General features: G+C 35.4%; 23 protein-coding genes. 1 reads left to right on the top strand and 22 read right to left on the bottom strand.

The window, feature by feature from the left end; translation table 11 throughout:
• Positions 1-26 precede the first annotated feature (26 nt).
• The 8 genes from tilS to pth form a co-directional block, all read right to left on the bottom strand.
• Positions 27-1,433, bottom strand: a complete 1,407-nt coding sequence (gene tilS, locus BP18_RS11520; RefSeq protein ID WP_035050651.1) for a tRNA lysidine(34) synthetase TilS — start codon at positions 1,431-1,433, stop codon at positions 27-29.
• Between the two features lie 107 nt (positions 1,434-1,540).
• The gene (locus tag BP18_RS11515) at positions 1,541-2,029 is read right to left on the bottom strand and encodes a S1 domain-containing RNA-binding protein (RefSeq protein ID WP_007724335.1); all 489 of its coding nucleotides are present in this window, start codon (positions 2,027-2,029) and stop codon (positions 1,541-1,543) included.
• Positions 2,030-2,164: 135 nt separating this feature from the next.
• Positions 2,165-2,566, bottom strand: coding sequence for an FtsB family cell division protein (locus BP18_RS11510; RefSeq protein ID WP_007724331.1), 402 nt, complete (start codon positions 2,564-2,566; stop codon positions 2,165-2,167).
• 157 nt (positions 2,567-2,723) lie between these two features.
• Complete coding sequence (locus BP18_RS11505; RefSeq protein WP_007724329.1) at positions 2,724-2,993, bottom strand: RNA-binding S4 domain-containing protein; 270 nt, start codon at positions 2,991-2,993, stop codon at positions 2,724-2,726.
• On the bottom strand, positions 2,990-4,045 hold the full coding sequence (locus tag BP18_RS11500) for a MazG nucleotide pyrophosphohydrolase domain-containing protein (RefSeq protein WP_007724319.1): 1,056 nt from the start codon (positions 4,043-4,045) through the stop codon (positions 2,990-2,992). The genes BP18_RS11505 and BP18_RS11500 overlap by 4 nt, the downstream gene beginning before the upstream one ends.
• Positions 4,032-5,642 carry a putative polysaccharide biosynthesis protein gene (locus BP18_RS11495; RefSeq protein WP_029276377.1) on the bottom strand — a complete coding sequence of 537 codons (1,611 nt, stop codon included), beginning with the start codon at positions 5,640-5,642 and terminating at the stop codon, positions 4,032-4,034. The genes BP18_RS11500 and BP18_RS11495 overlap by 14 nt, the downstream gene beginning before the upstream one ends.
• Positions 5,643-5,703: 61 nt before the next feature.
• The gene (gene mfd / locus BP18_RS11490) at positions 5,704-9,225 is read right to left on the bottom strand and encodes a transcription-repair coupling factor (RefSeq protein WP_029276379.1); all 3,522 of its coding nucleotides are present in this window, start codon (positions 9,223-9,225) and stop codon (positions 5,704-5,706) included.
• Positions 9,226-9,348: 123 nt separating this feature from the next.
• Complete coding sequence (gene pth, locus BP18_RS11485; RefSeq protein WP_029276381.1) at positions 9,349-9,924, bottom strand: aminoacyl-tRNA hydrolase; 576 nt, start codon at positions 9,922-9,924, stop codon at positions 9,349-9,351.
• A gap of 648 nt (positions 9,925-10,572) precedes the next feature.
• On the opposite strand from pth, the gene BP18_RS11480 reads away from it, so the two are divergent.
• Positions 10,573-11,547, top strand: coding sequence for an L-lactate dehydrogenase (locus BP18_RS11480; protein ID WP_035050649.1), 975 nt, complete (start codon positions 10,573-10,575; stop codon positions 11,545-11,547).
• An 80-nt stretch (positions 11,548-11,627) separates the two neighbouring features.
• Here BP18_RS11480 and BP18_RS11475 read toward each other — a convergent pair whose 3' ends face one another.
• The 14 genes from BP18_RS11475 to BP18_RS11410 form a co-directional block, all read right to left on the bottom strand.
• A complete protein-coding gene (locus tag BP18_RS11475) occupies positions 11,628-12,971 on the bottom strand; it encodes a M20 family metallopeptidase (RefSeq protein ID WP_029278533.1) in 1,344 nt (447 codons plus the stop codon).
• Positions 12,972-13,358: 387 nt separating this feature from the next.
• Positions 13,359-13,790: a NusG domain II-containing protein gene (locus BP18_RS11470; protein ID WP_007724303.1), complete on the bottom strand. Its 432-nt coding sequence runs from the start codon at positions 13,788-13,790 to the stop codon at positions 13,359-13,361.
• Between the two features lie 165 nt (positions 13,791-13,955).
• Positions 13,956-14,945, bottom strand: coding sequence for a ribose-phosphate diphosphokinase (locus tag BP18_RS11465; RefSeq protein ID WP_007724301.1), 990 nt, complete (start codon positions 14,943-14,945; stop codon positions 13,956-13,958).
• 105 nt (positions 14,946-15,050) lie between these two features.
• Positions 15,051-16,418 carry a bifunctional UDP-N-acetylglucosamine diphosphorylase/glucosamine-1-phosphate N-acetyltransferase GlmU gene (glmU, locus tag BP18_RS11460; RefSeq protein ID WP_029277059.1) on the bottom strand — a complete coding sequence of 456 codons (1,368 nt, stop codon included), beginning with the start codon at positions 16,416-16,418 and terminating at the stop codon, positions 15,051-15,053.
• A 212-nt stretch (positions 16,419-16,630) separates the two neighbouring features.
• A complete protein-coding gene (gene purR / locus BP18_RS11455) occupies positions 16,631-17,449 on the bottom strand; it encodes a pur operon repressor (RefSeq protein ID WP_035050646.1) in 819 nt (272 codons plus the stop codon).
• Between the two features lie 252 nt (positions 17,450-17,701).
• Entirely contained in the window at positions 17,702-18,532 is an 831-nt protein-coding gene (locus BP18_RS11450; protein WP_007724291.1) for a metal ABC transporter permease, read from the bottom strand.
• Entirely contained in the window at positions 18,478-19,185 is a 708-nt protein-coding gene (locus BP18_RS11445) for a metal ABC transporter ATP-binding protein (RefSeq protein WP_007724288.1), read from the bottom strand. Before BP18_RS11445 ends, BP18_RS11450 begins: the two co-directional genes overlap by 55 nt.
• A gap of 62 nt (positions 19,186-19,247) precedes the next feature.
• Complete coding sequence (locus tag BP18_RS11440; protein ID WP_407921367.1) at positions 19,248-20,195, bottom strand: metal ABC transporter substrate-binding protein; 948 nt, start codon at positions 20,193-20,195, stop codon at positions 19,248-19,250.
• Positions 20,196-20,394: 199 nt separating this feature from the next.
• On the bottom strand, positions 20,395-21,246 hold the full coding sequence (ispE, locus tag BP18_RS11435) for a 4-(cytidine 5'-diphospho)-2-C-methyl-D-erythritol kinase (RefSeq protein WP_007724283.1): 852 nt from the start codon (positions 21,244-21,246) through the stop codon (positions 20,395-20,397).
• Between the two features lie 218 nt (positions 21,247-21,464).
• Positions 21,465-21,860 carry a VOC family protein gene (locus tag BP18_RS11430; RefSeq protein ID WP_029277055.1) on the bottom strand — a complete coding sequence of 132 codons (396 nt, stop codon included), beginning with the start codon at positions 21,858-21,860 and terminating at the stop codon, positions 21,465-21,467.
• Between the two features lie 103 nt (positions 21,861-21,963).
• The gene (locus BP18_RS11425) at positions 21,964-22,221 is read right to left on the bottom strand and encodes a Veg family protein (RefSeq protein WP_007724277.1); all 258 of its coding nucleotides are present in this window, start codon (positions 22,219-22,221) and stop codon (positions 21,964-21,966) included.
• A gap of 157 nt (positions 22,222-22,378) precedes the next feature.
• Entirely contained in the window at positions 22,379-23,272 is an 894-nt protein-coding gene (gene rsmA, locus BP18_RS11420; protein ID WP_029277053.1) for a 16S rRNA (adenine(1518)-N(6)/adenine(1519)-N(6))-dimethyltransferase RsmA, read from the bottom strand.
• Positions 23,259-23,825, bottom strand: coding sequence for a ribonuclease M5 (rnmV, locus tag BP18_RS11415; protein WP_029277051.1), 567 nt, complete (start codon positions 23,823-23,825; stop codon positions 23,259-23,261). The genes rsmA and rnmV overlap by 14 nt, the downstream gene beginning before the upstream one ends.
• Complete coding sequence (locus tag BP18_RS11410; protein ID WP_029277049.1) at positions 23,825-24,592, bottom strand: TatD family hydrolase; 768 nt, start codon at positions 24,590-24,592, stop codon at positions 23,825-23,827. The genes rnmV and BP18_RS11410 overlap by 1 nt, the downstream gene beginning before the upstream one ends.
• Positions 24,593-24,655: the final 63 nt, after the last annotated feature.

Below are 24,655 nucleotides of genomic sequence, written 5' to 3'. Positions count from 1 at the left end.
AAGTTCTCCTTTTCATCACATTTGCTCTAATTTTTTTCATAAATGAGTATGTAATGTATTTTATCAGTTTCTGGCACAATAGACAATCTAGATTCCTTATATTCTACTAACCAAATGATTTCTCCCTTATTATCAGTTACCAATAACGCTTCTTCACGTTTATTTAGCGGGATTTTTTGATCAATAAATAGATCTTTAACTTTCTTACTTCCATTTTTTAATCCTTTTAACGTCATACGATCGCCTGGTTGTCGATTTCTAACATTTAATGGCAACTGAATACTCATCGGGTCTAGCCAAATGAGTTGCTTCGTTTGATTTAAAGCAGCTTTTTCTTTTGTTGCTTCAAACAAACCAATTCTTTCTCCACTTGGTAATGTTAACCATTCTCCTAAGTTTAATAAAAGTGTGCCAGCTATTTTTTTGTTTTTTTCTGGTAGTTGTTCCTGTTTCTTTATGAAATAAAAAGTTTGATACACTTTTTTCCCAATCCAGTTTCCTGGTAAATCAAGTTGACTATTCGGCTTATCATTTTCTATTAGTTGTATGATTTGTCTTTGATGTTTTCTGCCAAACTCACTAGCTTCATTTTTAAATAGTTTATTAAATAGAGCTTGCATAACTTGACGTTTCATCGCCGGTTCAAACGTTAAAAATAGGTGAATATCCAGTTCCCAACAAAACGGTGTCTTTTCAGTACAAAGGCTTGCTGCATTTTTTTCAATTTCTTTTTTAGCAACAATAATCACATCTTGTAAGTCAGATGAAAATTCAGAAAAATGAGTTAAGACTTGGCTATTTTCTTTTTTTAACAATGGGACTATTTGATGTCTATAACGATTTCTCGTATAATTCAGACTTTTATTTGTCTCATCTTCAAAAAAAACTAATGAGCGTTCTTGGCTATACTGATAAAGCATTTTTTTACTGTAAGGCAACAACGGTCGAGTCAATTGACTTCCATAAAAAGAGCGCTGCTCTTTTATTCCCGCAATACTCTCTAACTGACCGCCGCGAACCAACCGCATTAAAATGGTTTCTATTTGGTCATCTCCATGATGACCAGTAAGCAAATGCGTTGCTTGTTGTTCTCTCAGCACGTCACGAAAAAAAGCATACCTGAATGCTCTAGCCGCTGCTTCTACTCCATCAGTTGGTTGTTCCTTCACAGGCCACCGCTTAAAAAAAAACGAAATATTTGCACTTTTACAATAATCCACAAGAAATTTTTCTTCTTCAATAGAAGCTTCTCTTAATTGGTGGTTCACATGAACCATTCCAAACCAAGGTCTAACAACCTTAGGCAGTCGCTGAATTAAATCTAACAACACCATAGAATCAACCCCACCAGATACAGCTAGCAGCAAACGATCAGTGGGCTTCCAATAGAGATTTTCTTGACAATTCTCTAGAAATTCAGAATACATATCCATTTCAATTGCTCCTTTATACTGATTCTGGTTACTCAGTCAATCTTGATTTGATTCAATCGAGTGAAACATAAAAAAGGATAAGTCTCCTTATCCTTTAAGATTATTTTTTAATTACGACGTCCGCCGCGTCCGCCACGTTTGCCTTCTGTATTGCGTTTAAGAGAAGTTAAACGATCGTCACTGTCTTTTAAGAACGAACTCATCAATGAATCAAAATCTTCTTTCTTTGGTCCTAAGTTTCTTGATGGTCCTCGGTCTGTTTTTTGGTATCCGCTACTGCTGCGAGCTGGGCTGCTGCTGTCACGACGACCTTGATAACTGCTTGTTTTTTCACGTGGTGAAGGAGTTGTTTCAACTGGTTTATCTACAGCACGTCTAATAGAAAGACCAATTTTACCGTCATCTCCAATGGACATTACTTTAACAGTAACTTGTTCTCCTACTTTTAATACTTCTTTGATATCCTTAATAAAGCTATCTGAAACTTCACTAATATGAACTAAACCTGTTTTTCTATCACCTAAATCGATGAACGCACCAAAATTTGTAATCCCTGAAACTGTACCTGTAACTTTTTCTCCAACTTCGATTGACATATAGAATTGCTTCCTCCTTAAAACTTGTACGGTTATTATACCATGTTATCTTGTGACATAAAACGATTATTTATTTTATTGAATTCGAATCTAAACCAGTTTTTTATTTTTGCCTGTTGGTTACTTATTTCAAAATCATTCGCCTTTTTCAATTTCATTGGCTGCATTATCTTCCGGCAAGCTGAAAATAATTTCATTGTCTTCAGATAAATAATACTGACTGCGCGCCACTTTAGCAACATAATCTTCATTTTCTAATTTCTTTATTTGATTATTCAAGTCATCTTGTTTTTTTTCAACGAGCGCTAATTCGGTTTGGGCCGCTGTCTTTGCTTCTTCCATTTGAGAAATTGTTTGAGTATTCGTCCATATATTGATGGCAAACCCTGAAACAAAGAAACCACTAATAGCAAGAATTCCTACGATTCTTCTACGCATATGGCGTTTGTGTTTACGTTTTCGAAGAGCTTCAAGTGTTTTGTTATGTGTAAACTCATTATTCAATTTAGCAACATTGGTTGGGTTCTCTTTCTTCATAAAAACGATTCACCTTCTATTCTCACTTTATGAAATGATTATAGCAAGAAAGCAGTTACTTTGTCTATCTATCAGTTAAAATACAAAAAACTATTTTCAAAAAAATTGTATTCATACACAAGTGGTCTACTTTACATTCTGCTGTATTCCTTTTAATTTAACTAGTGGGTTCTTCTTTATGAGTCTCGCTCACAATACTAAACATTTCCTTTGATTCTTCTTTTTTAGTCGTTTCAACAATTTTATCTATTTTAACAACTAACGTTTTATTTCCGAATGCTATCGTCAACTCATCTCCAACTTTTACGTCTGAAGAAGATTTGGCTGATAATCCATTAATTTGAATACGGCCTTTGTCTGCTACTTCTTTTGCAATCGTACGGCGTTTAATAATCCGGGATACTTTCAAAAATTTATCTAATCTCATAAATTATTCCTCTTTTCTTCTGCTTTAATTTTTTGCCAAATTGCATCGACTTCTTCGACTGTTTCGGCTTTAACACCATCAAAAACATGAGGATGGCGGCGACGAAGCTTTTTATTTAGCGTTTCAATCACTTCTTCAAATGAAAAATACCCTGACTGTTCTCCGAAATTCGTGTGGTAAAGTACTTGCATCAATAGATCGCCTAATTCTTCTACCATATTATCACTATCATCGTTTTCAACAGCAGTTTTAAATTCACGTACTTCTTCATCTAAATAAGCGAGCAGCGTTTGATGCGTTTGCTCTTTTATCCAAACATCTCCATTTTCTCCTGTGATAGCATCCATATAATATTGGACTGTTTGAAATGATTTTGTCCGTTCATCTACTGCCAATGGAGGAACATATAAAGAAGTTAAGTTATGAACACCTTCCATTCGATCCACTTCAAACAATGGCACCCATTCTATCTTTTCGTTTTTGCTTCCAGCCTCATGTACCAAAGCTACAACATGCTCATCCGGATATTTTTCCATTAACGTTAGTTTCACTTCGCTAGCAATGTATTCATTAAATACTTGCATGACAATGATGTGCTGGCTTACAACTAACTCATCTTGATTTAAATCTAAAGCATCAACCAATTGGAAACCTTCCACCGGATCAATTTTAACCGCTTGAAAAAGGTCATCTAAAAAGCTTTTTCCACCCTTGATTTCAATTGAGATACCTGCTTCATTTTCCAATAGTAATTGAACTGATTTTTCAGCTACCATTGGATGTCCTGGAACAGCATAAACAATGTCTTGTTGTTGAGCAGCATCTAACAATTCTTGTACAATTTTCTCATAAACGCCTTCAAACTGATCGGTTTCTTCATAAACCGTATCAAACGATTGAAAAACGAGCCCTTCACGTTCTAACTCTTCTACTGCTGGATGCAGTTTCGTCCGCAAATACAACGGCTTTTCTTTTTTCAATAATTGATATACTCCAAAAGGAAGCTGTTCAATGTCTCCTGGACCAAGTCCGACAACCTTAATTTTTCCCATTCCATTTCGCCTGCTTTCTTAATATCTTTTTACCAAATGGAAGAGATAACCATTCGCGAAGCGTTAATAACTGACATTTTATAATGAGCCATAAGAAAACTCCAATGCCTGTAACTCCACCTATTACGGTAGAGCCGAATGCTGCTAGTCGATTTTCTTCAATTATCGCACTTTGTCCGATTAATTGCATTTCAAGCCATACTAACATAGCCATTACACCACAACTAAATAGTAATTTCCATCCAAAACTTTTTTCTACAAAACTCTCTTTTACTTCTTTCGATGTATCCATATGCATCACCATTAAAATAGTAACTAAACTGATTACAGTAGCTCCACTTGAACCAAGTGTCCCATAATGTTCAACGAACCATTCGTTAAGCACTATTTTCACGCCTAATCCAATCAGCAATCCGATTAAAGCTACTTTATGCTTATTTTGACTTTGAAAAATAGCATTATAGGCTCCAATAAAAGATGCAAAAAGAATCGCTACACTATATAAGCTCAATACAAGATTTCCATCCGTATCACCAAATAATGTCAAATTCAAGTAGGGCATCAAGACAATCATGCCTGTAGTAGCTGCCATAGCGAAAGTTGCCGTTATGCGTACTAAAGATTTTGCTGCACGAGCAAAAGATTTTTTATTGCGCTGCGCAAATGATTGACTCAATAAAGGAATCCAGCTAGCCGAAAATGCAGTAGCAACAACCATACCCAATTGGACGAGCGGTTGACCACGATCATAGATTCCTTTTAAATTTTTCGCATCAAAAGAATTTAAGCCATTTTCTATTAAACCATTATACAGTGTAAAAGAATCAATCAGTTGCATGAGAATGAGCAATGCACTCAACAAACACATCGTGATACCTTCTGTAGCAAATCGTTTTGCAATTGATTTATACTTAAGTCTGTCAGCTACCGGACTGACTTTTAACTGTTCTTCTACTTTTAAAGGCTGTTGTTTGTATAATGCTACGCTCAAAATGATACATGCGACTAAACCAGCTATCCAAGAACTGCTCATCGCAACGGTTCCCATTTGGTATTCATCCCATTGATTGCGTGTGTATACATAGGCGGCAATCAAAATGACTGCTACGCGAACAAATTGTTCTCCTACTTGAGAAATAGCTGTAGGCAGCATTCGGAAAGTTCCTTGAAAATAACCACGACTAACAGCTAAAAACGGAATAAGTAAGAACAGCCATGAAACAGTTTTAATAATGGGCTCTAAATTGGCATCACCCATCAAATTTGCAATCAGCAAAGCTGAAAAATAGATTCCTAAAAAGAAAACTCCTGAAAGAATACTTAATAAAACAAACGATTTTTTCAAAAGACTTTTCTGCTCTTCCAATGTTGAGGCTTCCGCAACTAACTTGGATAAGAAGATAGGAAACCCGCTCAATGCTACTGTCATAGCAATTCCGTATATCGGATAAATTTGTTGATACACATAAAACCCTGAATTTCCGACCATATTTTGAAAAGGGACGCGATAAACAGCACTTAGAATTTTAGCGATAAAAGCTGCTGCCGAAAGGATGATCGCTCCATTCATCATTTTTCTCATTTGTTGATTTTCCACTTTTTAGCCCTCGCTTATTACCTGAATCAACAATTCACGTTTTATTTTTTGCTCTCATAAATTAATCGCTCTCTTTAGAACGATAGTTGACGACATTTTGTGCGAATTTTTGAATATAACCTAGCCATTGATAAGTTGGCTCATTTTTCAACTGCAACGTTACCATTAATCGCTCTTTTTTTATCGCTACATTCGCTCTTAACGGTACTTCGCTTAACGCTCTGAATACTTCTTCTGCTGGGAGCGTCTGAGTGCCTGAAATAGAAAAAGTTACTTCAATTTCATCTTTTGATCGTTTGACAGTTTCAATCAATGCACGTTCGCCATACATTTTGATTAATCCAATCGTTAACAAGTCCGCTACTTCATCCGCGTATTCTCCAAAACGATCAATCAAGTCATCTTGTAATTCAACGTATTGTTCATGTGATCTCAATTCTCGAATCCGCTTGTAAATTTCAATTTTTTGACGTTCATCTTCTATATACGTACCTGGCAAGTAAGCATTAATTCCTAAGTCAATTTCAACTTGTGTTTTTTCTTCTTTAGGATCCATGCCTCGTTTACGAGCTACTGCTTCGCTTAACATTTCAGAATACAAATCAAATCCAACTGAATCAATAAAGCCATGCTGTTGGGATCCTAATAAGTTCCCTGCACCCCGAATGGATAAATCACGCATCGCAATTTTGAAACCTGAACCTAATTCTGTAAAGTCTTTAATGGCTTGCAATCTTTTTTCACTCACTTCATTCAACACCTTATTCGGTTGGTATAAGAAATAAGCATAAGCAACTCGATTACTTCTCCCAACGCGTCCACGTAATTGATACAATTGCGACAAGCCCATATGATCTGCATTTTCTACAAATAACGTATTCACATTTGGCATATCGACTCCCGTTTCAATAATGGTCGTGGTTACTAATACATCGTATTCCCCTTCAATAAATTGGAATAATGTATTTTCCAGTTGCCCTTCTGTCATTTGGCCATGTGCATAGCCGATTCTTGCATCTGGAATTAACTGTTGTAGCTCATCTACTTTTTTCTCAATCGTTGCTACCCGGTTATACAAATAAAAGACTTGTCCACCACGAGCCATTTCGCGTTCAACCGCTTCACGTACAGCTCCTAGGTTTTGTTCCATAACATAGGTTTGTACAGGATACCGATTTGCCGGCGGAGTCTCAATAACAGATAAATCACGCACACCAAGCATCGACATATGCAATGTTCTAGGAATAGGAGTAGCCGTCAAAGTCAATACATCTACTTGAGCTTTTAATTGTTTTAGTTTTTCTTTGTGTTTTACACCGAAGCGTTGTTCTTCATCGACTATAAGCAAACCTAAATCTTGGAACTCAATATCTTTTGATAAAATACGGTGTGTTCCAATAACAATATCGACTTGCCCTTTTTTCAGACCTGCAATGGTTTCGTTTTGTTGTTTCTTTGTTCTAAAACGGCTCAACAAACCGATTTCAATAGGGAAATCTGCAAACCGTTGCAACATTGTTTCGTAATGTTGTTGGGCTAAAATAGTCGTTGGTACTAAGAATGCAGCTTGTTTGCCTTCTTGAACGGCTTTAAATACTGCCCGCATAGCGACTTCTGTTTTACCATATCCAACATCACCAACTAGCAAGCGGTCCATTGGTTTTTTTTGTTCCATATCGTGTTTAATTTCAGCGGTACTGCGCAATTGATCATCTGTTTCCGTGTATGGAAATGCATTTTCAAATTCTTCTTGATAAGCATCATCTGGCGAAAAGGCATAGCCCACTTCTTGTTCTCTTGAAGCATACAATTCAATCAATTCATCTGCTATATCTTCAATTTTAGTGGCTACTTTTTTCTTTGTTTTAGCCCATTCTGTTCCGCCTAATTTATTTACTTTAGGTGTTTTCGCTTCAGAAGAAACGTATTTTTGCAATAAATTAAGTTGCGTTACAGGAATAAATAATTTTGCCTCGTCTTTGTAAATAATCGACATGTAGTCTTGATAGATACCATTAATTTCAAGAGTTTCCATTCCCACATATTTTCCGATTCCGTGGTTAACATGAACAACGTAATCTCCAGGATTCAATTCACTATAACTTTTCAATCTTTCTGCATTAGATAATGTTTGACGTCTAGCCGTTTTCTTAGTGACTTTATTAAACAATTCACGTTCAGTAATAACTACTAATTTATCCGTTGCCATTTCAAAACCTGACTGAACGTAACCTTCTACTATTTGAACTTTTTCAAGTTCAAGTCTAGCCGGTTTAACAGTTTTACTGGTTATTTCAAAATCCTTGAACGTCTGTTGAACTTTTTTTGCTCGATCCGCATTTGGAACCATGATGATAACCGTATTTTTTTGTTTGATCCAACGATCCATTTCTGTTTTAAGTAACGGCATTTGCCCAAAAAATTGTTGCATATTGCGGTATTGAAAGGCATGTATTTGATTGAAACGAGTATTTCCCATCCCTTTTTGAAAAACCGAAAAATATAAAATAGTGTTGCTTAAATTTTTCAATTGATCGCGAAAATTATTGGAAAAAACTTGATTTTGCAATATGCGTCGCTCACTCAATTTGCTCGTTACCCACTCTGCTTCTTCTTCATTCAACCGACGATCGGTATCCATGATTCTTGGATACTCATCCATCACAATAATCCCTTTTTTGCTCATGTAATCCAGCACACTGCTCTTTTCAGGATAGATAAAATCGGTAAACATCGTTAATTCATCGATAGGTTCACCTTTTTGAAAGGCATCTGAAATAGGTGTCACTTGTCTCGTAAACGTTTGTTTTTCAGCAGCATCTTGGATTAAACCAAGATTTCTTTCAACTGCTTTACTAAACTTAGGTGCTGCTGCGGTTAATTGCTCTTTTGTATAAACCGTATCTGACGCAGGAAGAATTGTTATTTTTTCAATCGTCTGAATCGATCGCTGAGAAGCGGCATCAAAATAACGCAATGAATCGACTTCCGTGTCAAATAAATCGATTCGCACTGGAAACTCTTCCGTTAACGAGTAGATATCAACAATTCCCCCGCGAATACTAAATTCTCCTGGGGTGCTAACCAATTGTTGACGAGTGTATCCCATATCTACTAATCGTTGAGCCAAATTTGTTAAATCTAGTTCGCCACCTTGCTTAATGGTGAATTGAGCTGATTTCCACAGCGCTTTTGGTGGCAATAATTTCCGTACTCCTGCAAGTGGTACAATAACAACGCCATATTTCTCAGATAACAAGAAATCTAAGGTCGCTACACGTTCAGCTCGAGCTTCAGGTGAAGCTACGGACATCTCTGCGTAAATCATTTCATCTACTGGGAACAGATGCAGACGATCCTCAGGTACCCAATCCGCAAAATCTTCCATTAATTGATTCGCATGAAATAAATTATGCGTCACAATAATGAATGGTTTTTTCTTTTCAGCTACTAATGTACTCAAGACTAATGTTCTTGCGGAACCAGATAATCCTGTGACTAGTTGCGATTGATGTTGCTCCAATTGGCTTAATAAAGCCCCAACGTCAGGTGCATTCGCTAAAATTTTCCTTATATCTCCCACCGTAAGAACTCCTTTTTTTATCTATCTTTAGTTACAAACAGATTATTATAATGAACAAAAGAAGCTCAGAATTTTCTGGGCTTCACTGCTTCTTTAATTTTTAATTTCTATTTAACGATTATCTTATGCATTCTTCTTTTTATTAAATTGATTCATAACATCTGAGAAGGAATGTCCTTCTATCCAATAGTCTAAAGCCGCTACACTGTCTTTTATTGCTAGCAACAATTCCTCATGTTGATTTTTAGGAAAACCACTTAAGACGTGCTGTACAACCGTTTGTTTCCCTAGAGGACGATCAATTCCAATTCGAACACGATTAAAATCTGCTGTACCTAAGTGTTGAATTAGGCTTTTAATTCCATTATGTCCACCTGCACTGCCTTTTTGACGTAAGCGTAGTTTCCCAACTGGTAAGTCTAAGTCATCATAAACTACTATCAAATCTTCTATTTCCACATTAAAATAATCCACTAACGGTCGAACTGCCCTACCTGAATCATTCATAAATGTTTGTGGTTTTACTAAAAGAACTTTTTCACTTCCGATAAAGGCTTCTGCATATATTGCTTCAAATTTCGTTTTGTTGAACACCATTTTATGTTGGAACGCAAATTCATCTAATGTAATAAAACCAATATTGTGTTTTGTATCTTTATATTTTGAACCAGGATTTCCTAAGCCAACGATCATTTTCATTATTCAGTACACTCCAATTAATTGTTTTGCCTCTATTTTTAATTAACTTCCACATTTTTCACGCAAAAAAGTGCCGCACGAATTTTTTTTCGTCCAGTTACAATTTCATACAGTATAACACAATCCAGTTGTTTTTTCTCTAAACTTGAATCATTTCAAGTCTTATTACCTCTTGCCTAATGGGGATTTATATAACCTAGTTTAAGGATTTGTTTTCTTACTATTCTCAGGAAAAATTTCCGTACATTCTTTAATTTCCAAACCGTTCTTCGCATAGATCTTCTTTGATTGTTTTTCTGAACTACTTATGACTTTAATCTTTTTATTTCTAAATTATCATAATTTTATTACTTTTTGTTTTGAAATGATTCTGTTTAGTTGTATGATATAGGTGTTAGAGTACGTAGAACATTCTTCTTTTTATTGTTAAGTTCGGCCGAACGCGTCCTCTTATTTATAAATAAAAAGCGCTAAAAAGATTCAAAAGAGAGTTAGAAATTTAATTCACATATCTAAATCGTCTTGAAAAAGCTGTTCTAATAGTTTTTAAAACCTTTTAACTTTTTCAATATTTTGATTTACAAAAAGTTTGTTAAGTGTTACACTATCTTTGTTAAGAATCTTATCCATAAAGGAGTTTGTTGTATTATGACTGAACATGAAGTAAAAGATCACCAAAAAGTAATCTTAATTGGAGATGGAGCTGTCGGGTCTAGTTACGCTTTTGCACTAGTGACACAAAATATTGCTCAAGAATTAGGGATCATTGACATCAATACAGATAAAACTGAAGGGGATGCTATTGATCTATCTGATGCTTTAGCCTTTACTTCACCTAAAAAAATCTATTCAGCAACTTATGCAGACTGCCATGACGCAGACATCGTTGTTATTACAGCCGGAGCTGCTCAAAAACCTGGTGAAACTCGATTAGATTTAGTTCAAAAAAATCTAAGAATTTTTAAAAGCCTTGTAGGTCAAGTTATGGACAGTGGATTTGATGGTATTTTCTTAGTAGCAACCAATCCTGTAGATATTCTAACTTATGCAACTTGGAAATTCTCTGGACTTCCTAAAAATCGAGTTATCGGATCTGGTACTTCTTTAGATACTGCTCGCTTCCGCCAAGCAATCGCTGAGCTAACTGGTGTTGATACACGTAATGTCCACAGTTATATTTTGGGTGAACATGGTGATACAGAATTCCCAGTATGGTCTCATGCAAACATTGCAGGACTAACAATTAACGAATGGATTAAAGATAATCCTGACACAGATGAAAAAGCACTTGTAGATGTGTTCTTTAGTGTACGTGACTCTGCTTACAACATTATCCAAAAAAAGGGAGCTACTTTCTACGGTATCGCCGTATCGTTAGCTCGTATTACAAAAGCCATTTTTAATGATGAAAATGCTGTATTGCCTCTATCTGTTTACTTGGATGGCGAATATGGACAAAATGATGTATTTATTGGGGCTCCGGCAATCATCAATCGCCAAGGAATTCAAAAAGTCATCGAAATCCCTTTAAATGATTCTGAAATGGATAAAATGAAATTATCTGCATCAACCTTGAAAAAAGTTACTGCTGATGCTTTTGAAGCTCTAAGTAAAGAAATTTAATTACCTGAAACACAAAAAAGAGGACGGAATAGAGATATTCCAGTCCTCTTTTTTGTGTTTTCAAATAGTGCTGATACTCTTTATTGCTTTTCACAACACAATTGAGCAATTGTTTCTGCATAAATGTCCATTGCTAAATATAGTTCTTCTAACTTCAACCCTTCCTTCTCTTGATGAGCAAAGCTTTTTGAATCTGGAAAATGAGCGCCGAATGCCACCATATTTGTCATTTTACGAGCATATGTTGCGCCTCCACTAGTAGACGGTTCCGTTAAATCGCCTGTTTTATTTCGGTAAATAGCGAGTAACGTTTGAACAAGTTGGCTGTCTTTTGGAACATACAATGATGGAACTGCATCATATTCTTGATAACTCAATCCATACTCACTTGCTACTTTTTCCAACGTCATAGCAATCTCTTCTATCGTGTACTCAACAGGAATTCTCATATCAAGTACAATTTCAGAAACGGCTTCATTTATTAAAATGCTGCCTACATTAAACGTTAGTTCTCCCGTTAATTCATCTTTAATATCTCCAAATATACTAAAACCATTTGTTTCTTTGGCTACTTTTTCAGCTAAAAACTTTAACAGTGGGTGCTCATAATGAACTGCCAGTCCTTCAGCTAATTGATTGATTGCGTTAATTCCTAGTTCCGCTGTACTTGCATGAACCGCTTTTCCATTTACCGTAACCTTATGATCGGATAGTCTAACATCTGCTTCCATTTCTTTAAGTGTCTCAGCAATTTCCTTTGCATCTTGACCACTATAACTCGCTTTTCCGGGAACAACATTAGACGCTTCACCGCACTCTAAGGCAATCTCACTGCTTCCAGGACCTACTAACTTAGCTTGCAACAAACCTTTTTCGGCATACGTTAATGGAAATACACCATCCGGCACAAAGCCCATTGTTGGTGCTTCTTCGTTTAAATTATAATGATCCATACAACGCCAAAGTGTTTCTTCATCTGTACCAAATATAAATCTAATTCGTTTATTAAATGTAAATCCTGCATCAATAACAGCTTTTAAAGCATACAGAGCAGCAATCGTCGGTCCTTTATCATCTTGACTTCCACGACCATAAATTACACCATCTTTTACTACACCTTCAAAAGGATTCGTTTCCCATAAAGAAATATCTCCTTCAGGCACGACATCTAAGTGACAAAGAATACCAACTAACTCCTCACCTTGACCATAATCAGCATAACCATAGAAGCCTTCCGGATCACTATATGTAACCATTCCTAAACTTTTACTAATAGCTAATACTTCTGCTAAGCTATTTGCAATTTCTTGTCCAAAAGGCGGATTTGTCGTACCATCCGATGTATTCACAGAAGGTATCGCAATTAATTTTTGCAAGTCTAAAAGACTTTCTTTTTTATGTAGCTCTGTAATCATAGAATTCATATATATGCCTCTTCTCACTTTAATTGTTAGTATCATGGTTAAATCTTTTACTATGCTTGCTAGTATACTTCTACAAGCATAAAAACGCAACATTATGCATTAAAACAACATAAAAAGATTTTTTATACATTATTAATGCATAAAGTTAGCAAAAAAATCTGCACTTTTTAGTGTGGATAGAGGAAGCTAGTTCATGCTTAACATTCTGAAGGAATAGGATTGCTTGTAGCCCTGTAGAAAAATGAAAGGGTAGCACTGTGGGCACTCATGCCCAAGTCTATCATGTTTGTAAGCAACTGAAGCAGCCACACTATTTGACGAAGAGCCATAATATTAATAAAAAACAGTTCGACTGAATGAATAAATTCAGTCGAACTGTTTCTAATTTTATAACGGAAGAATAACTTCATCCTCATTTTCATTTGTAGAATCTATCGCTTTGACTTCAACAATTAATTTATGCGGTAAACAGATAGCTGTTTCACCTGGTTGGCTAATCCAACCCGTTTTTACAGCTATTTGATCTGGACTGTTATCTTCTTTATTACGAATTTTTGTCCCATCTACTTCAATAATATTGTATTGACCTTCTGAAGGATAGAAAGTAAACGTTTCATGAGGTGTATTTTCTGATAACTCTATTTCTTTAACCGGTTCTCCATCAATTGAAACTACAGCATAGATTGAACTATTTTCATCTATATTTTTAGTTGAATAGCCGAAAATAATAAGCGGTATGAATGACCCCACTAATAATAATATAACAATAATACCATCAAAAGGGCGTACTAACTCTAGTTGATTTTTAAATTTTCTCATTATCTTTTGACTCCATTTCTCCCATATATACTAGGAAGCTAATGCATTAAGTATAACAAGCTTCTCTTTAGACAGCAAGATGAATACGTGTTATAACCTTTTTCAAACAAAAACAATGAGATAAGAAAATTTTACTTTCCTATCTCATTGTTTCATTCAAATTGATTATTCGATTACGTCAGTATATTGTCTTTCAAATAAAGGACTAACGGATCTATTTTCATGAATGCGCGTAATTGCATTTGCTAGCAAAGTACTAACACTCACTTCAATAATTTTATCGATTTTTTTCTCTTCAGGAAGGAAAATTGAATCAGTAACAATCAATTGTTTGATTACTGAATTTTGAATTCTTTCAATAGCTGGGCCTGATAAAACAGGGTGTGTGCAACAAGCATAAACTTCAGTAGCACCTGCTTCTGATAGAGCTTGAGCAGCTAACGTAATTGTTCCTGCAGTATCAATCATATCATCGATTAAGATACATTTTTTGCCTTCTACATTGCCAATGATATTCATCACTTCAGCTACATTTGCTTTAGGACGACGTTTGTCAATGATAGCAATTGGAGATTTTAAAAATTCAGCTAATTTACGTGCACGTGTGACGCCACCATGATCAGGAGAAACAACTACTACGTCTTCTTCATCAGTAACGATTCCTCGTGTTAAGAAGTAATTTGCTAAAAGAGGAGCACCTACCAAGTGGTCAACAGGCATATTGAAAAAACCTTGAATTTGAGCAGCATGTAAGTCTAATGTCAGCATACGATCTGCTCCAGCAGCCGTAATCATATTAGCAACAAGTTTTGCAGTAATGGGTTCTCTAGAACGAGCTTTACGATCTTGTCTTGCATAACCATAGTAAGGCATCACGATATTAACTGTTGATGCACTTGCACGTTTTAAAGCATCTATCATAATCAATAGTTCCATTAAGTTATCATTTACAGGGCTAGATGTTGATTGGATGATATAAACATGTGCTCCACGAATGCTTTCTTCAATATTGATTCTAATCTCACCGTCACTGAATTGATCCACAGATAGTTTTCCTAATTCTACTCCAACCGATTTAGCAATTTTTTCTGCTAATGGTTTGTTTGAGTTTAACGCAAAAATCTTTAACTTTGGATCAAAATACTGTTCTGACATAGTAACCTCCACTTTCTTTATTTAGGACTGATTTGCTTCATATCATACTAATGATAATTACTTTTCTTCTGAAAATCAAGTAATTCAGCATTTTATAGTTTATTTTTAATGTGGCAAACGATTAAAGTAGTTGGCTTTATTCTCTTGACGTGCTCTCGCAATGGCCATCGAATCCGTTGGTACATCATTAGTAATAGTTGAACCAGCAGCAATGTAAACATTTTCTTCAATCGTAATTGGAGCAATCAAGTTAGCATTACAACCAACAAATACATTGTCCCCAACAGTTGTACGGTGTTTATTCTTGCCATCATAATTAACAAAAATTGTTCCGCATCCGACATTAATGTTTTTTCCTAAATCTGCATCTCCGATATACGTTAAATGTCCTACTTTAGTATCTTGATCAATTGTGGCATTTTTAATTTCAACAAAATTACCAATATGAACAGAATTTCCAATTGTGCTATTCGGGCGTAGATGACTATATGGTCCAATATTACTATTATCTGACATCTTAGAGTCTACAATAGTGGAACTTTTCACTTGAACTTGATTGCCTATTTCACTATTTGAAATTTCAGAATTTGAACCAATGAAGCAATCCTCTCCAATAACGGTTTTTCCTTTGATGACAACACCAGATTCAATAACTGTATCCGAACCAATCTCAACGTCACTATCAATGTATGTTGTTGTTGGGTCAATAAAAGTAACCCCATTTTGCATATGTTTTTTATTGATACGACTTCTCATTAATTTTGCTGCTTCGGCTAATGCGATACGATCATTAACACCTAAAGCTTCTTCTTCATGATCCATTTTATAAGCTGAAACGACATATTCTTGTTTTTTTAGTATTTCAATCACGTCTGGCAAATAATACTCACCTTGAACGTTATCATTTCCAACTTGTTTTAGTGCTTCAAATAATAGTTGATTGTCAAAACAATACGTTCCCGTATTAATTTCTTGAACTTGCAATTCTTCTGGACTTGCATCTTTTTGTTCAACTATTTTTTCAACGTTTCCTAATTCATTCCGAATCACTCGGCCATAACCAGTAGGGTTTTCAGCATGTGCTGTTAAAATAGTTGCTTTTGCTCCTTGTTCTTGATGATTATCGAACAAATGAGTCAATGTTTCAGCTGTTAAAAGTGGTGTATCTCCACAAATAACTAAAGTTGTTCCTTCTTTATCTTTTAACAGTTCTTCCGCTTGAATAACAGCATGTCCTGTTCCTAACTGTTCAGACTGAACAGCGTATTCAGAGCGTTCTCCAAGATAATCTTTTACCTTTTCAGCGCCAACTCCAACAATTGTTACGATTTTATCTGCGCCTACAGCTTCAACTTGACTAACTACATGACCTACCATTGGTTTTCCTGCAACTGGATGTAGCACTTTATATAATTTAGATTTCATTCTTGAACCTTGTCCTGCTGCTAATATGATTGCATAACGTTGAGGCATTATATAGACTCCTATCTGCTTTAATTTTTTTTAATTTTGATTAGTTATTTTTACTAAGTAAAGGCTTTTTACTGCTAAGTCTTCTGTTTTATGATAGCTTATACACCATTAGTTTTCAAGAAGCAATATGACTTGACCACTTTGTGTTTTTTTATAGTTAAAGACAAATAAAACAAGGACAAAAGTAATCTTCTTACTCTTGTCCTTGTTTTTTATTTAGTAAAATAATTACCCGGTTCTACATGTATCGTTTTCTCACGAACATTGACTTCATCTACACATAAAAGTGACGTATACTCATCAACCATTCTGTTGCCACTAAAAGTAGATTCTGCAAAAACAGTAATTCCAACTAATTCTGCCTCAAATTCTTCAATCAGGCTCTTCATACCGTTAACGGTACCGCCACCTTTCATGAAATCATCTACAATCAATACACGGGAGCCTCTTTTTAAGCTGCGTTTTGATAATTCCATTTTTTCAACACGATCTGAGGATCCAGAAACATAATTAACACTCACAGTAGATCCTTCAGTTATTTTAGAATCTCTGCGGACAATAACAAACGGCACATTTAAATACGTTGATACTGCTTGAGCGATTGGAACACCTTTTGTTGCTACTGTCATAACGGCATCGATTGGTTGTTCTAAATATTTAGTTGCAATAATTTTACCTACTTGACGCAACACACTTGGTTGTCCTAATAAATCAGACAAATAGACATATCCGCCTGGTAACAAACGATCTGATTCGGATAAACGTTCACACATTTCTTTTGCAAACTCTTCAGCTTCATCTTTTGCAATTTCAGGTATATACCGCACTCCTCCTGCTGCTCCAGGAACGGTTTCCAATGTTCCAGTACCTCGTTCTCTAAACGTTTTTTTCACTATGCTTAGATCTTCACTGATAGAAGATTTTGCAGAGTCGTAACGATTAGCAAAATAGGTAAGCGGCACTAATGTATGCGGTCGTTCTAACATGTAACGCGTGATATCAATCAAGCGTTCACTTCTTTTTATCTTCATTATTTCACCTTTTCTATTGTTTTATTTTTTTAGTTTTGCCAGGTCATTATTTCTGTCAAACATCATTATACGCGTTTCGCATACAAAAAGGTAGCTTTTTAAAAAATATTATAAAATCGTTCGCTTTTATTAGCACTTTCTCATCAAAAAAAATACGAACCTTCGTATTCATTCCCTTCATAATTTTGCTAAATAAAAAAAGGATTGAGAAAACACTCAATCCTTTTGATTTATTTGGTCGCTAGCTCTTTATTAAGAACGACTTTTTTTATATTTCAACTGCTGGATTACTTTTATTGTCATTGTTGTAATCATGAAAATAGAGATAAAAATCAAAGTGATTGTTGCGCCTGGTGGTGTACCCCATTCATATGAAACAGTTAAGCCTGTAAACATACCTACAATACCCACAAGAATACCTACAAGAATAACCCATTTAAAACTTTTGCTTATCCGCATAGCAATTGCTGCTGGGAGAATCATAATAGCTGAAACCAGCAACGCTCCTGCAATCGGCATAATTACCGCAATAGTTACCCCTGTAATAACATTGAAAAGTATTGATATTAATCGCGTTGGTAACCCAGCTGCAAAAGCCGTATCTTCATCGAAAATCAAAACATACATCGGTCTGCGAAAGACCAAAAATAAAACAATCACAATCAAAAATAATGCCGCTAATAAATAGAGTTGTTGCTGGCTGATCGTCACGATAGATCCGAACAAATACTGTTGAATAGTAGTGGTAGAACCGCCACTGCTTAAACTCATTAAAACAAGAGCCACAGACATTCCAGCAGACATCAAAATCGCAATCGATATTTCAGAATAAGATTTATACAATGTACTTAAATATTCTATTAGCACAGCTGCAATAATTACTACAATCAATGTCATAAAGGTTGGATTTACATTTAAAAACAACCCCAACGCAATTCCTGCTAATGAAATGTGTGATAACGTATCTGCCATCAATGATTGTCTTCTAAGAACTAAGAACAGACCTAGAATTGGAGAAATAACTGCAATTAAGAATGCAGCTTGGAATGCTCGCTGCATGAATCCATAGAAAAACATCTCCATGGGGAATCCTCCTTTCGGATAAGCTGAATGTGTCTATCCGCATAGTTTTTAATGTCTTCATGATTATGTGTGACCATTAAGATGCCTTTGCCATGAAACTCACTATTGTGCTTTAACAATTCATAAAATTCTGTTCTGGAGTCTAAATCCATACCCGTAGTGGGTTCATCTAAAATAAATAAATCTGGATCTGTCGCAAAAATACGGGCTAGTGATATACGTTGCTTCTGTCCACCAGAAAGATCGCCAATTTTTTTGTGGCGTAGATCCCACATACCAACTGATTTTAATGACCGTTCAACATGCTCATGGTCTTCTGCATCTAAACGTTTAAACCATTTCCCTCTTTGATAGCGCCCAGATTGAACCAATTCCAATACTGTACTAGGAAAACCAGCATTAAACGAAGCGACTTGTTGCGGAATATAACCGATTGATAAAGGTTCATTCCGATTATTTACAGCAGAAATTTTAGCTGAACCCTTAGTTGGTTTGAGCAATCCTAAAACATTGCGTAATAACGTTGATTTTGCTGCGCCATTTTCTCCCGTCAGCATAACAAACTCGCCTGGATCAACTGTGAAAGAAATATTTTCCAGTACGGGCTCTTCGTCATAATAAAAAGATAAATCCTTCACTTCAACGTAATGCATCGTTATCCCTTCTTTCTTTTACATATAGGCAGAAGTTATTGCTCCTACTCCTATTTCATTAGTTATTGAATACTTTTTTCTAGAGCGGCTAGATTATTTTTCATTAATTGAATATAATCGATTCCCTTTTCTTGGTCTTCTGTCGTAATTCCTTCAATTGGATTTAAAACTTCTAATTCTGCATCTGTCTCATTAGCTAGTGTTTCAGCAATTTTACTAGAAGATGTTTCTGCATAATAAATATACTTTATATCGTTCTCTTTTACATAATCTTGTAACTCAGCTAATTTAGCTGGGCTAGGTTCTTCTTCAGTTGAAATGCCCGCAATTGAAACTTGTTCCAAGTCATATCTGTTTGCTAAATAGGCAAAAGCTGCATGTTGTGTCACAAAAGTACGCTTAGTTGCTCCTTTAAATGCTGTTTCAAATTCTTGATTCAGTGTTTCTAATTTTTCAGTGTACGCCGTTGCATTTGTTTCATATGTTTCTTCGTTTTCTTGATCAGCAGCAATCAACCCTGCTTTAATATTATTAACTTCTTCTTTAGCAAGTATAGGATCTAACCAAATATGAGGATCAACCTCATGATCATCTCCTGCTGCTTCATGCTCACTATGTTCTTCTGTTGACTCCAATAATGAAATTCCTTCGCTAGCATTTACTACAACCGTATTTTCTGTATCAATACTTTCTAAAACGCTTGAAACCCAAACTTCCATTTCCTCACTATTGTAAATAAAAACATCTGCTTCTGAAATTGCCGCAACTTCTTTCGCACTGGGTTCATAACCATGCGTATCTGTACCTGCTTCTAACAATAAAGTTACATCTGCATTGTCTCCTGCAACATTTTTCGTAAAATCATACATCGGATAGAATGTTGTTACAACAGTTAGTTTATCTGATTTCGGTTGAGCATCTTCTTGACTCCCACATCCTACTACTACTATAAGCAAGATAGAGAACAATAACGCTAATCCAATTCTTTTTTTTCTGTTCATTGAGCTTATACCTCCTTTTGTTTATTTGTTTTTTTTATTTAATTATTATTTTACCTAAATCGTAACCATTACTATTTAAAATTCCTTATGTAGCTTATCATTATCTACTTTATGCGTCAAGAAAAATAACGTTCTAGAATAAACAATAGGATATACAGATAGGGTTGAGACTAATGCCTCAACCCTATCTATATGACTAATTTCCAGTTTACTTAAGCGTTCGTACCAAGTAAACTTCATTACAAAATCCTTTCAAACCATTATACACACGCTGAGCTTTTGAATATTTCTTACATAAAGCATACACTGTTGGGCCACTTCCACTCATTAAAGCAGCGTCTGCTCCAAATTGAAGCATCTTTTTTTTGATATGATTAATATCCGGTTGTTTTATAGCAGAAACGGTTTCTAAAGCATTACCCGTACTGTCAGCCATTTGAACGTAATCCTTTTCTTGAATAGCTGTTAACATTTTGTCTGTTTCCGGATGAACTAACTGATCAAATGAAAGATTTTCAAAAACAGTCCATGTTGAAATACCTTTTTTAGGCTTAACCAACACTACCCAACATTGTGGCGGAGCCTCAATTTGCTGTATTTTTTCTCCGCGACCTGTTGCATATGCTGTTCCACCATAAACACAATAAGGAACATCCGAACCGATTTTCTCACCTAGAAGAGCTAATTCATCATTGCTCAAGTTTAAATGCCATAAACGATTAAGTCCTCTTAAAGTAGCAGCCGCATCACTGCTACCACCAGCTAAACCGGCAGCGATTGGAATATTCTTTTCAATACTAATATCGACGCCTTTTTCAATTTGATAGGTATCTTTCAAAAGTTTTGCAGCCTTGTACGCATGATTGCGTTGATCCAGTGGTAGAAAACCATTAGTTGAATGAATAACGATCTGATCTTCTTCAATTGTTTTTAGCACTATGCGATCTGCTAAATCAACTGAAGTCATTACCATCTGCATTTCATGGTAACCATCATCTCTCTTATGCAAAACATCCAAACATAAATTAATTTTAGCTGGTGCCTTTTCTATTATCTCCATTTATCCTTCACTCCTTTCTGTTATATTTTTTTATTGTCTGTAAAACATACTAGCCTAAAAAAAAAGATTTGAAAAGCAAGAACGGCATAATTTAACTTAAATGTTATAAAAAGTAGGATTTAATGGCTTTAAGTTCGCACTATTCAAAATAAAAGACTTCTTTTCAGTAGTTTCAATAAGAAAAGGCCTAGACAAAAAATGTCCTAGACCTGTTCTCTTTATGTACGTGGAGCTATCAATTCAACTTTAATTCTATCAGGATCTTCGAAAAAAGCGGCATAATGCTGCTCTCCACCAGCAAATGGATGTCGATTTTGATAAAGAATTTCAATACCTCTGTCTTGCAGTTGTTTTGTCAGACTGTCTACTTGTTGTTTAGAACCGGCCTGAAAGGCTAAATGATTCAATCCTATATGCCCTCTATGGTAACCTTCTAAAAGAAATCTATCTTTTGTTTGAACAAAAACAAGATAAGTTTCATCTTTTTTCCAACTTTTCCCTTCATCCCAATTCTGGAACGGTTGATAACCCAACTCCTCTAGAAACCATCCCCAAAATTCTATTGATTTTTCTAAATTAGAAACATTTAGTTCAATATGATGAATATGCCCCATTTCCAATAGCTAGCCTCCAAAGAATGCAGTTTAATCTATACAAAAAAAACGAGCTTATAATGGCTCGTTAAAATTAGTTCTATTCTATTTAAATTTTACGATTTTAAGCTAATTGGCGTTTTTCTTCTCCAATAAATTCAATTTCTACAGATTGAGTTAAAACATCTGTATAACTATATGAAACACGTTCAAATGCGTTTTCATCTTGGTCTAGCTCAACCACAAATACTGAATGATATGTGTCGGCTAATATACCTTTACGTTCGGTTTTTTTCTTACGACCAGCTTGCGCGGTCAACATAATCTTCTTACCTAAATGATCATCTAAGCTTTCTTTAATGTCTGCTAATGTACTTGGCATCAGATTCACCTCACTCGTCTTATACCATTATATCATACTGACCAAAATTTTACAAGTATACCATATGAAAACCTTATGCACAAATAATAATTCTCTCATATTACATTTTTTTAATGTCTTGCTATTGCTGATATACAAGCTTGTATTAGAAAAAGAACTAATCTTTTTCTAATACAATTTCGTCAATTGCATCTGATAAAAGAGCAAATTCTGCTAAACTCAAGGTTTCTCCGCGACGTTTAGGATCAATATTTGCTGCTTCTAAGGCTTGTGTTAATTTTTCTCTCGTTTCATCTTCTTTACCATATCTGATTAACAAATTGTTCCAAAGCGTTTTACGTCTTTGTACAAAGGCTGAACGAACAAGCGCAAAAAAGGATTTCTCATTTTTGACTGTTACACTTGGTGTAGCTCTTCTTGTTAATTTAATAATGGCTGAATCAACATTTGGTTGTGGGATAAAGACTGTCTTAGGAACAATAAAAGCCACTTCTGCTTCCATGTAATATTGAATAGCAATAGACAAAGACCCATATGCTTTGCTTCCTGGAGCAGCTGTTATTCGTTCTGCTACTTCTTTTTGCATCATGATTGTTAATCCATCAATTCGAACAGGCGTTTCTAAGAAATGCATAATAATAGGTGTTGTAATGTAGTATGGCAAGTTAGCCACAACAACTAATGGTTCATCTAAATCAATCATTTCGGGTAACATTTCTTGTAAATTAACTTTCAATACATCACTATGAACAACAGAAATATTATCATACGGGCTTAAAGTATCTGCTAAAACTGGCAATAAACGGTTATCTATTTCAAAAGCAATTACTTCTTTACTGGCTCTTGCAAGATGCTCCGTTAAAGCTCCTATTCCAGGACCTACTTCGATGACATTTGTATTTTTATCGATATCAGAAGCCGCTACAATATTACTTAAAATATTAGGATCTACAATAAAATTCTGTCCTAAACTTTTCTTTACTGAAAAACCATATTTTTCCATTATTTCTTTTGTTCTTGATGGGGTTGCTATATCTTTACGATTCGTCATTTTCTTCCTCCAAAATTTGATGCATCACTGTCACAACTTCTTCAGGAGAGATTTGAAACATTTGCAATCTCTTTTGAAGTTGTCTTCCATTAGTGTAACCAATATTGAGCTTTTCACCCAATTTTATTCGTCTCTTTCGAGCAGAATGCCCCATGATTAAGCCAGCATCCATTAACAATTCTTTTGATATTAAAGACTCTTTAGCAATCGTTTCTGTATAGCATTTTGATAACGCTGCACGTATCGCATCTGGAGAAGCATGCTCAATCCCCAAACTGCCTTTCCCCTTTGATTTTGCTTCAGCTCTTGTTAGAAAAGCATGTTTAACTCCAGGGATGGCTTGCGAAATAATTTTACGGATTTTTTCACCTGGAAAATCAGGATCCGTGAACACAATTACGCCTCTTGTTTCATGAGCTTTTCGAATCAATTTTAACGTCTTTTCATCAATCGCTGATCCATTTGTTTCAATAGTATCTGCTTCGACTGATTCTAAAATACGTCTTGTATCATCGCGGCCTTCAACTACAATAATTTCTTTTATTTTTTCCATTAAACTAACCTAAATAAGCGATTGGCATTCTGCATTGTTTGTTTAGCTACTTCTTCGTAACTCACGCCTCTTTGCTTAGCTACTTCTTCTGCTACATATTTAACATATGCGGGTTCATTGCGTTTTCCCCTGAAATGCATTGGAGCCAAGTAAGGCGCATCCGTTTCAATCAACAGTTTATCAAAAGGAGCTGCTTTAGCTACCTCTCTTACCTCAGGAGCATTTTTAAAAGTGATGACTCCACTTACAGAAATATGCATTCCCAAGTCTAAGAATCGTTCCATCCACAATGTATCCCCGCTAAAGCTGTGCATAATACCACCAATATCTTCAACGTGTTCTTTTTTCATCAACTGATAAGTATCTTCAATCGAATCTCTCATGTGTATACTGATAGGCATCTTCAACTCTTTAGCAATTTGAATTTGTCTATGAAAAACATCTTTTTGAACATCTTTAGGAGAAGTATCCCAATGATAATCCAAGCCCATTTCTCCCATCGTCACAACTTTTGGCAATTGCAATTGATGGTAGAGCTTTTCTTCAATTTCTTCCGTGTACAAATAACTTTCAGTAGGGTGCCAACCAATAATGCTATAGATTTCTTTATATTCTTTGCTCAAAGCTAAAGATTTTTCAATTGTTTCAGTATCAAAGCCGACAACGGCCATCCTAGTGACATCATTTTCTAGTGCACGCTGCACAGTTTCTGGAACTTCATTGTCAAATTCCTCCGCATTCACATGCGTATGTGTATCAAATAACATCGTAACATCCTTTCTTTTTTTGCATTTACAGAAACACCCTGCTAAATGAGTTTCCAGCAGGGT

Source organism: Carnobacterium jeotgali MS3 (genome assembly GCF_000745125.1).
GTDB classification, from domain to species: domain Bacteria; phylum Bacillota; class Bacilli; order Lactobacillales; family Carnobacteriaceae; genus Carnobacterium_B; species Carnobacterium_B jeotgali.
Note: the sequence above shows the minus strand (reverse complement) of the source record. Positions and strands in the feature narration are given on the sequence as shown.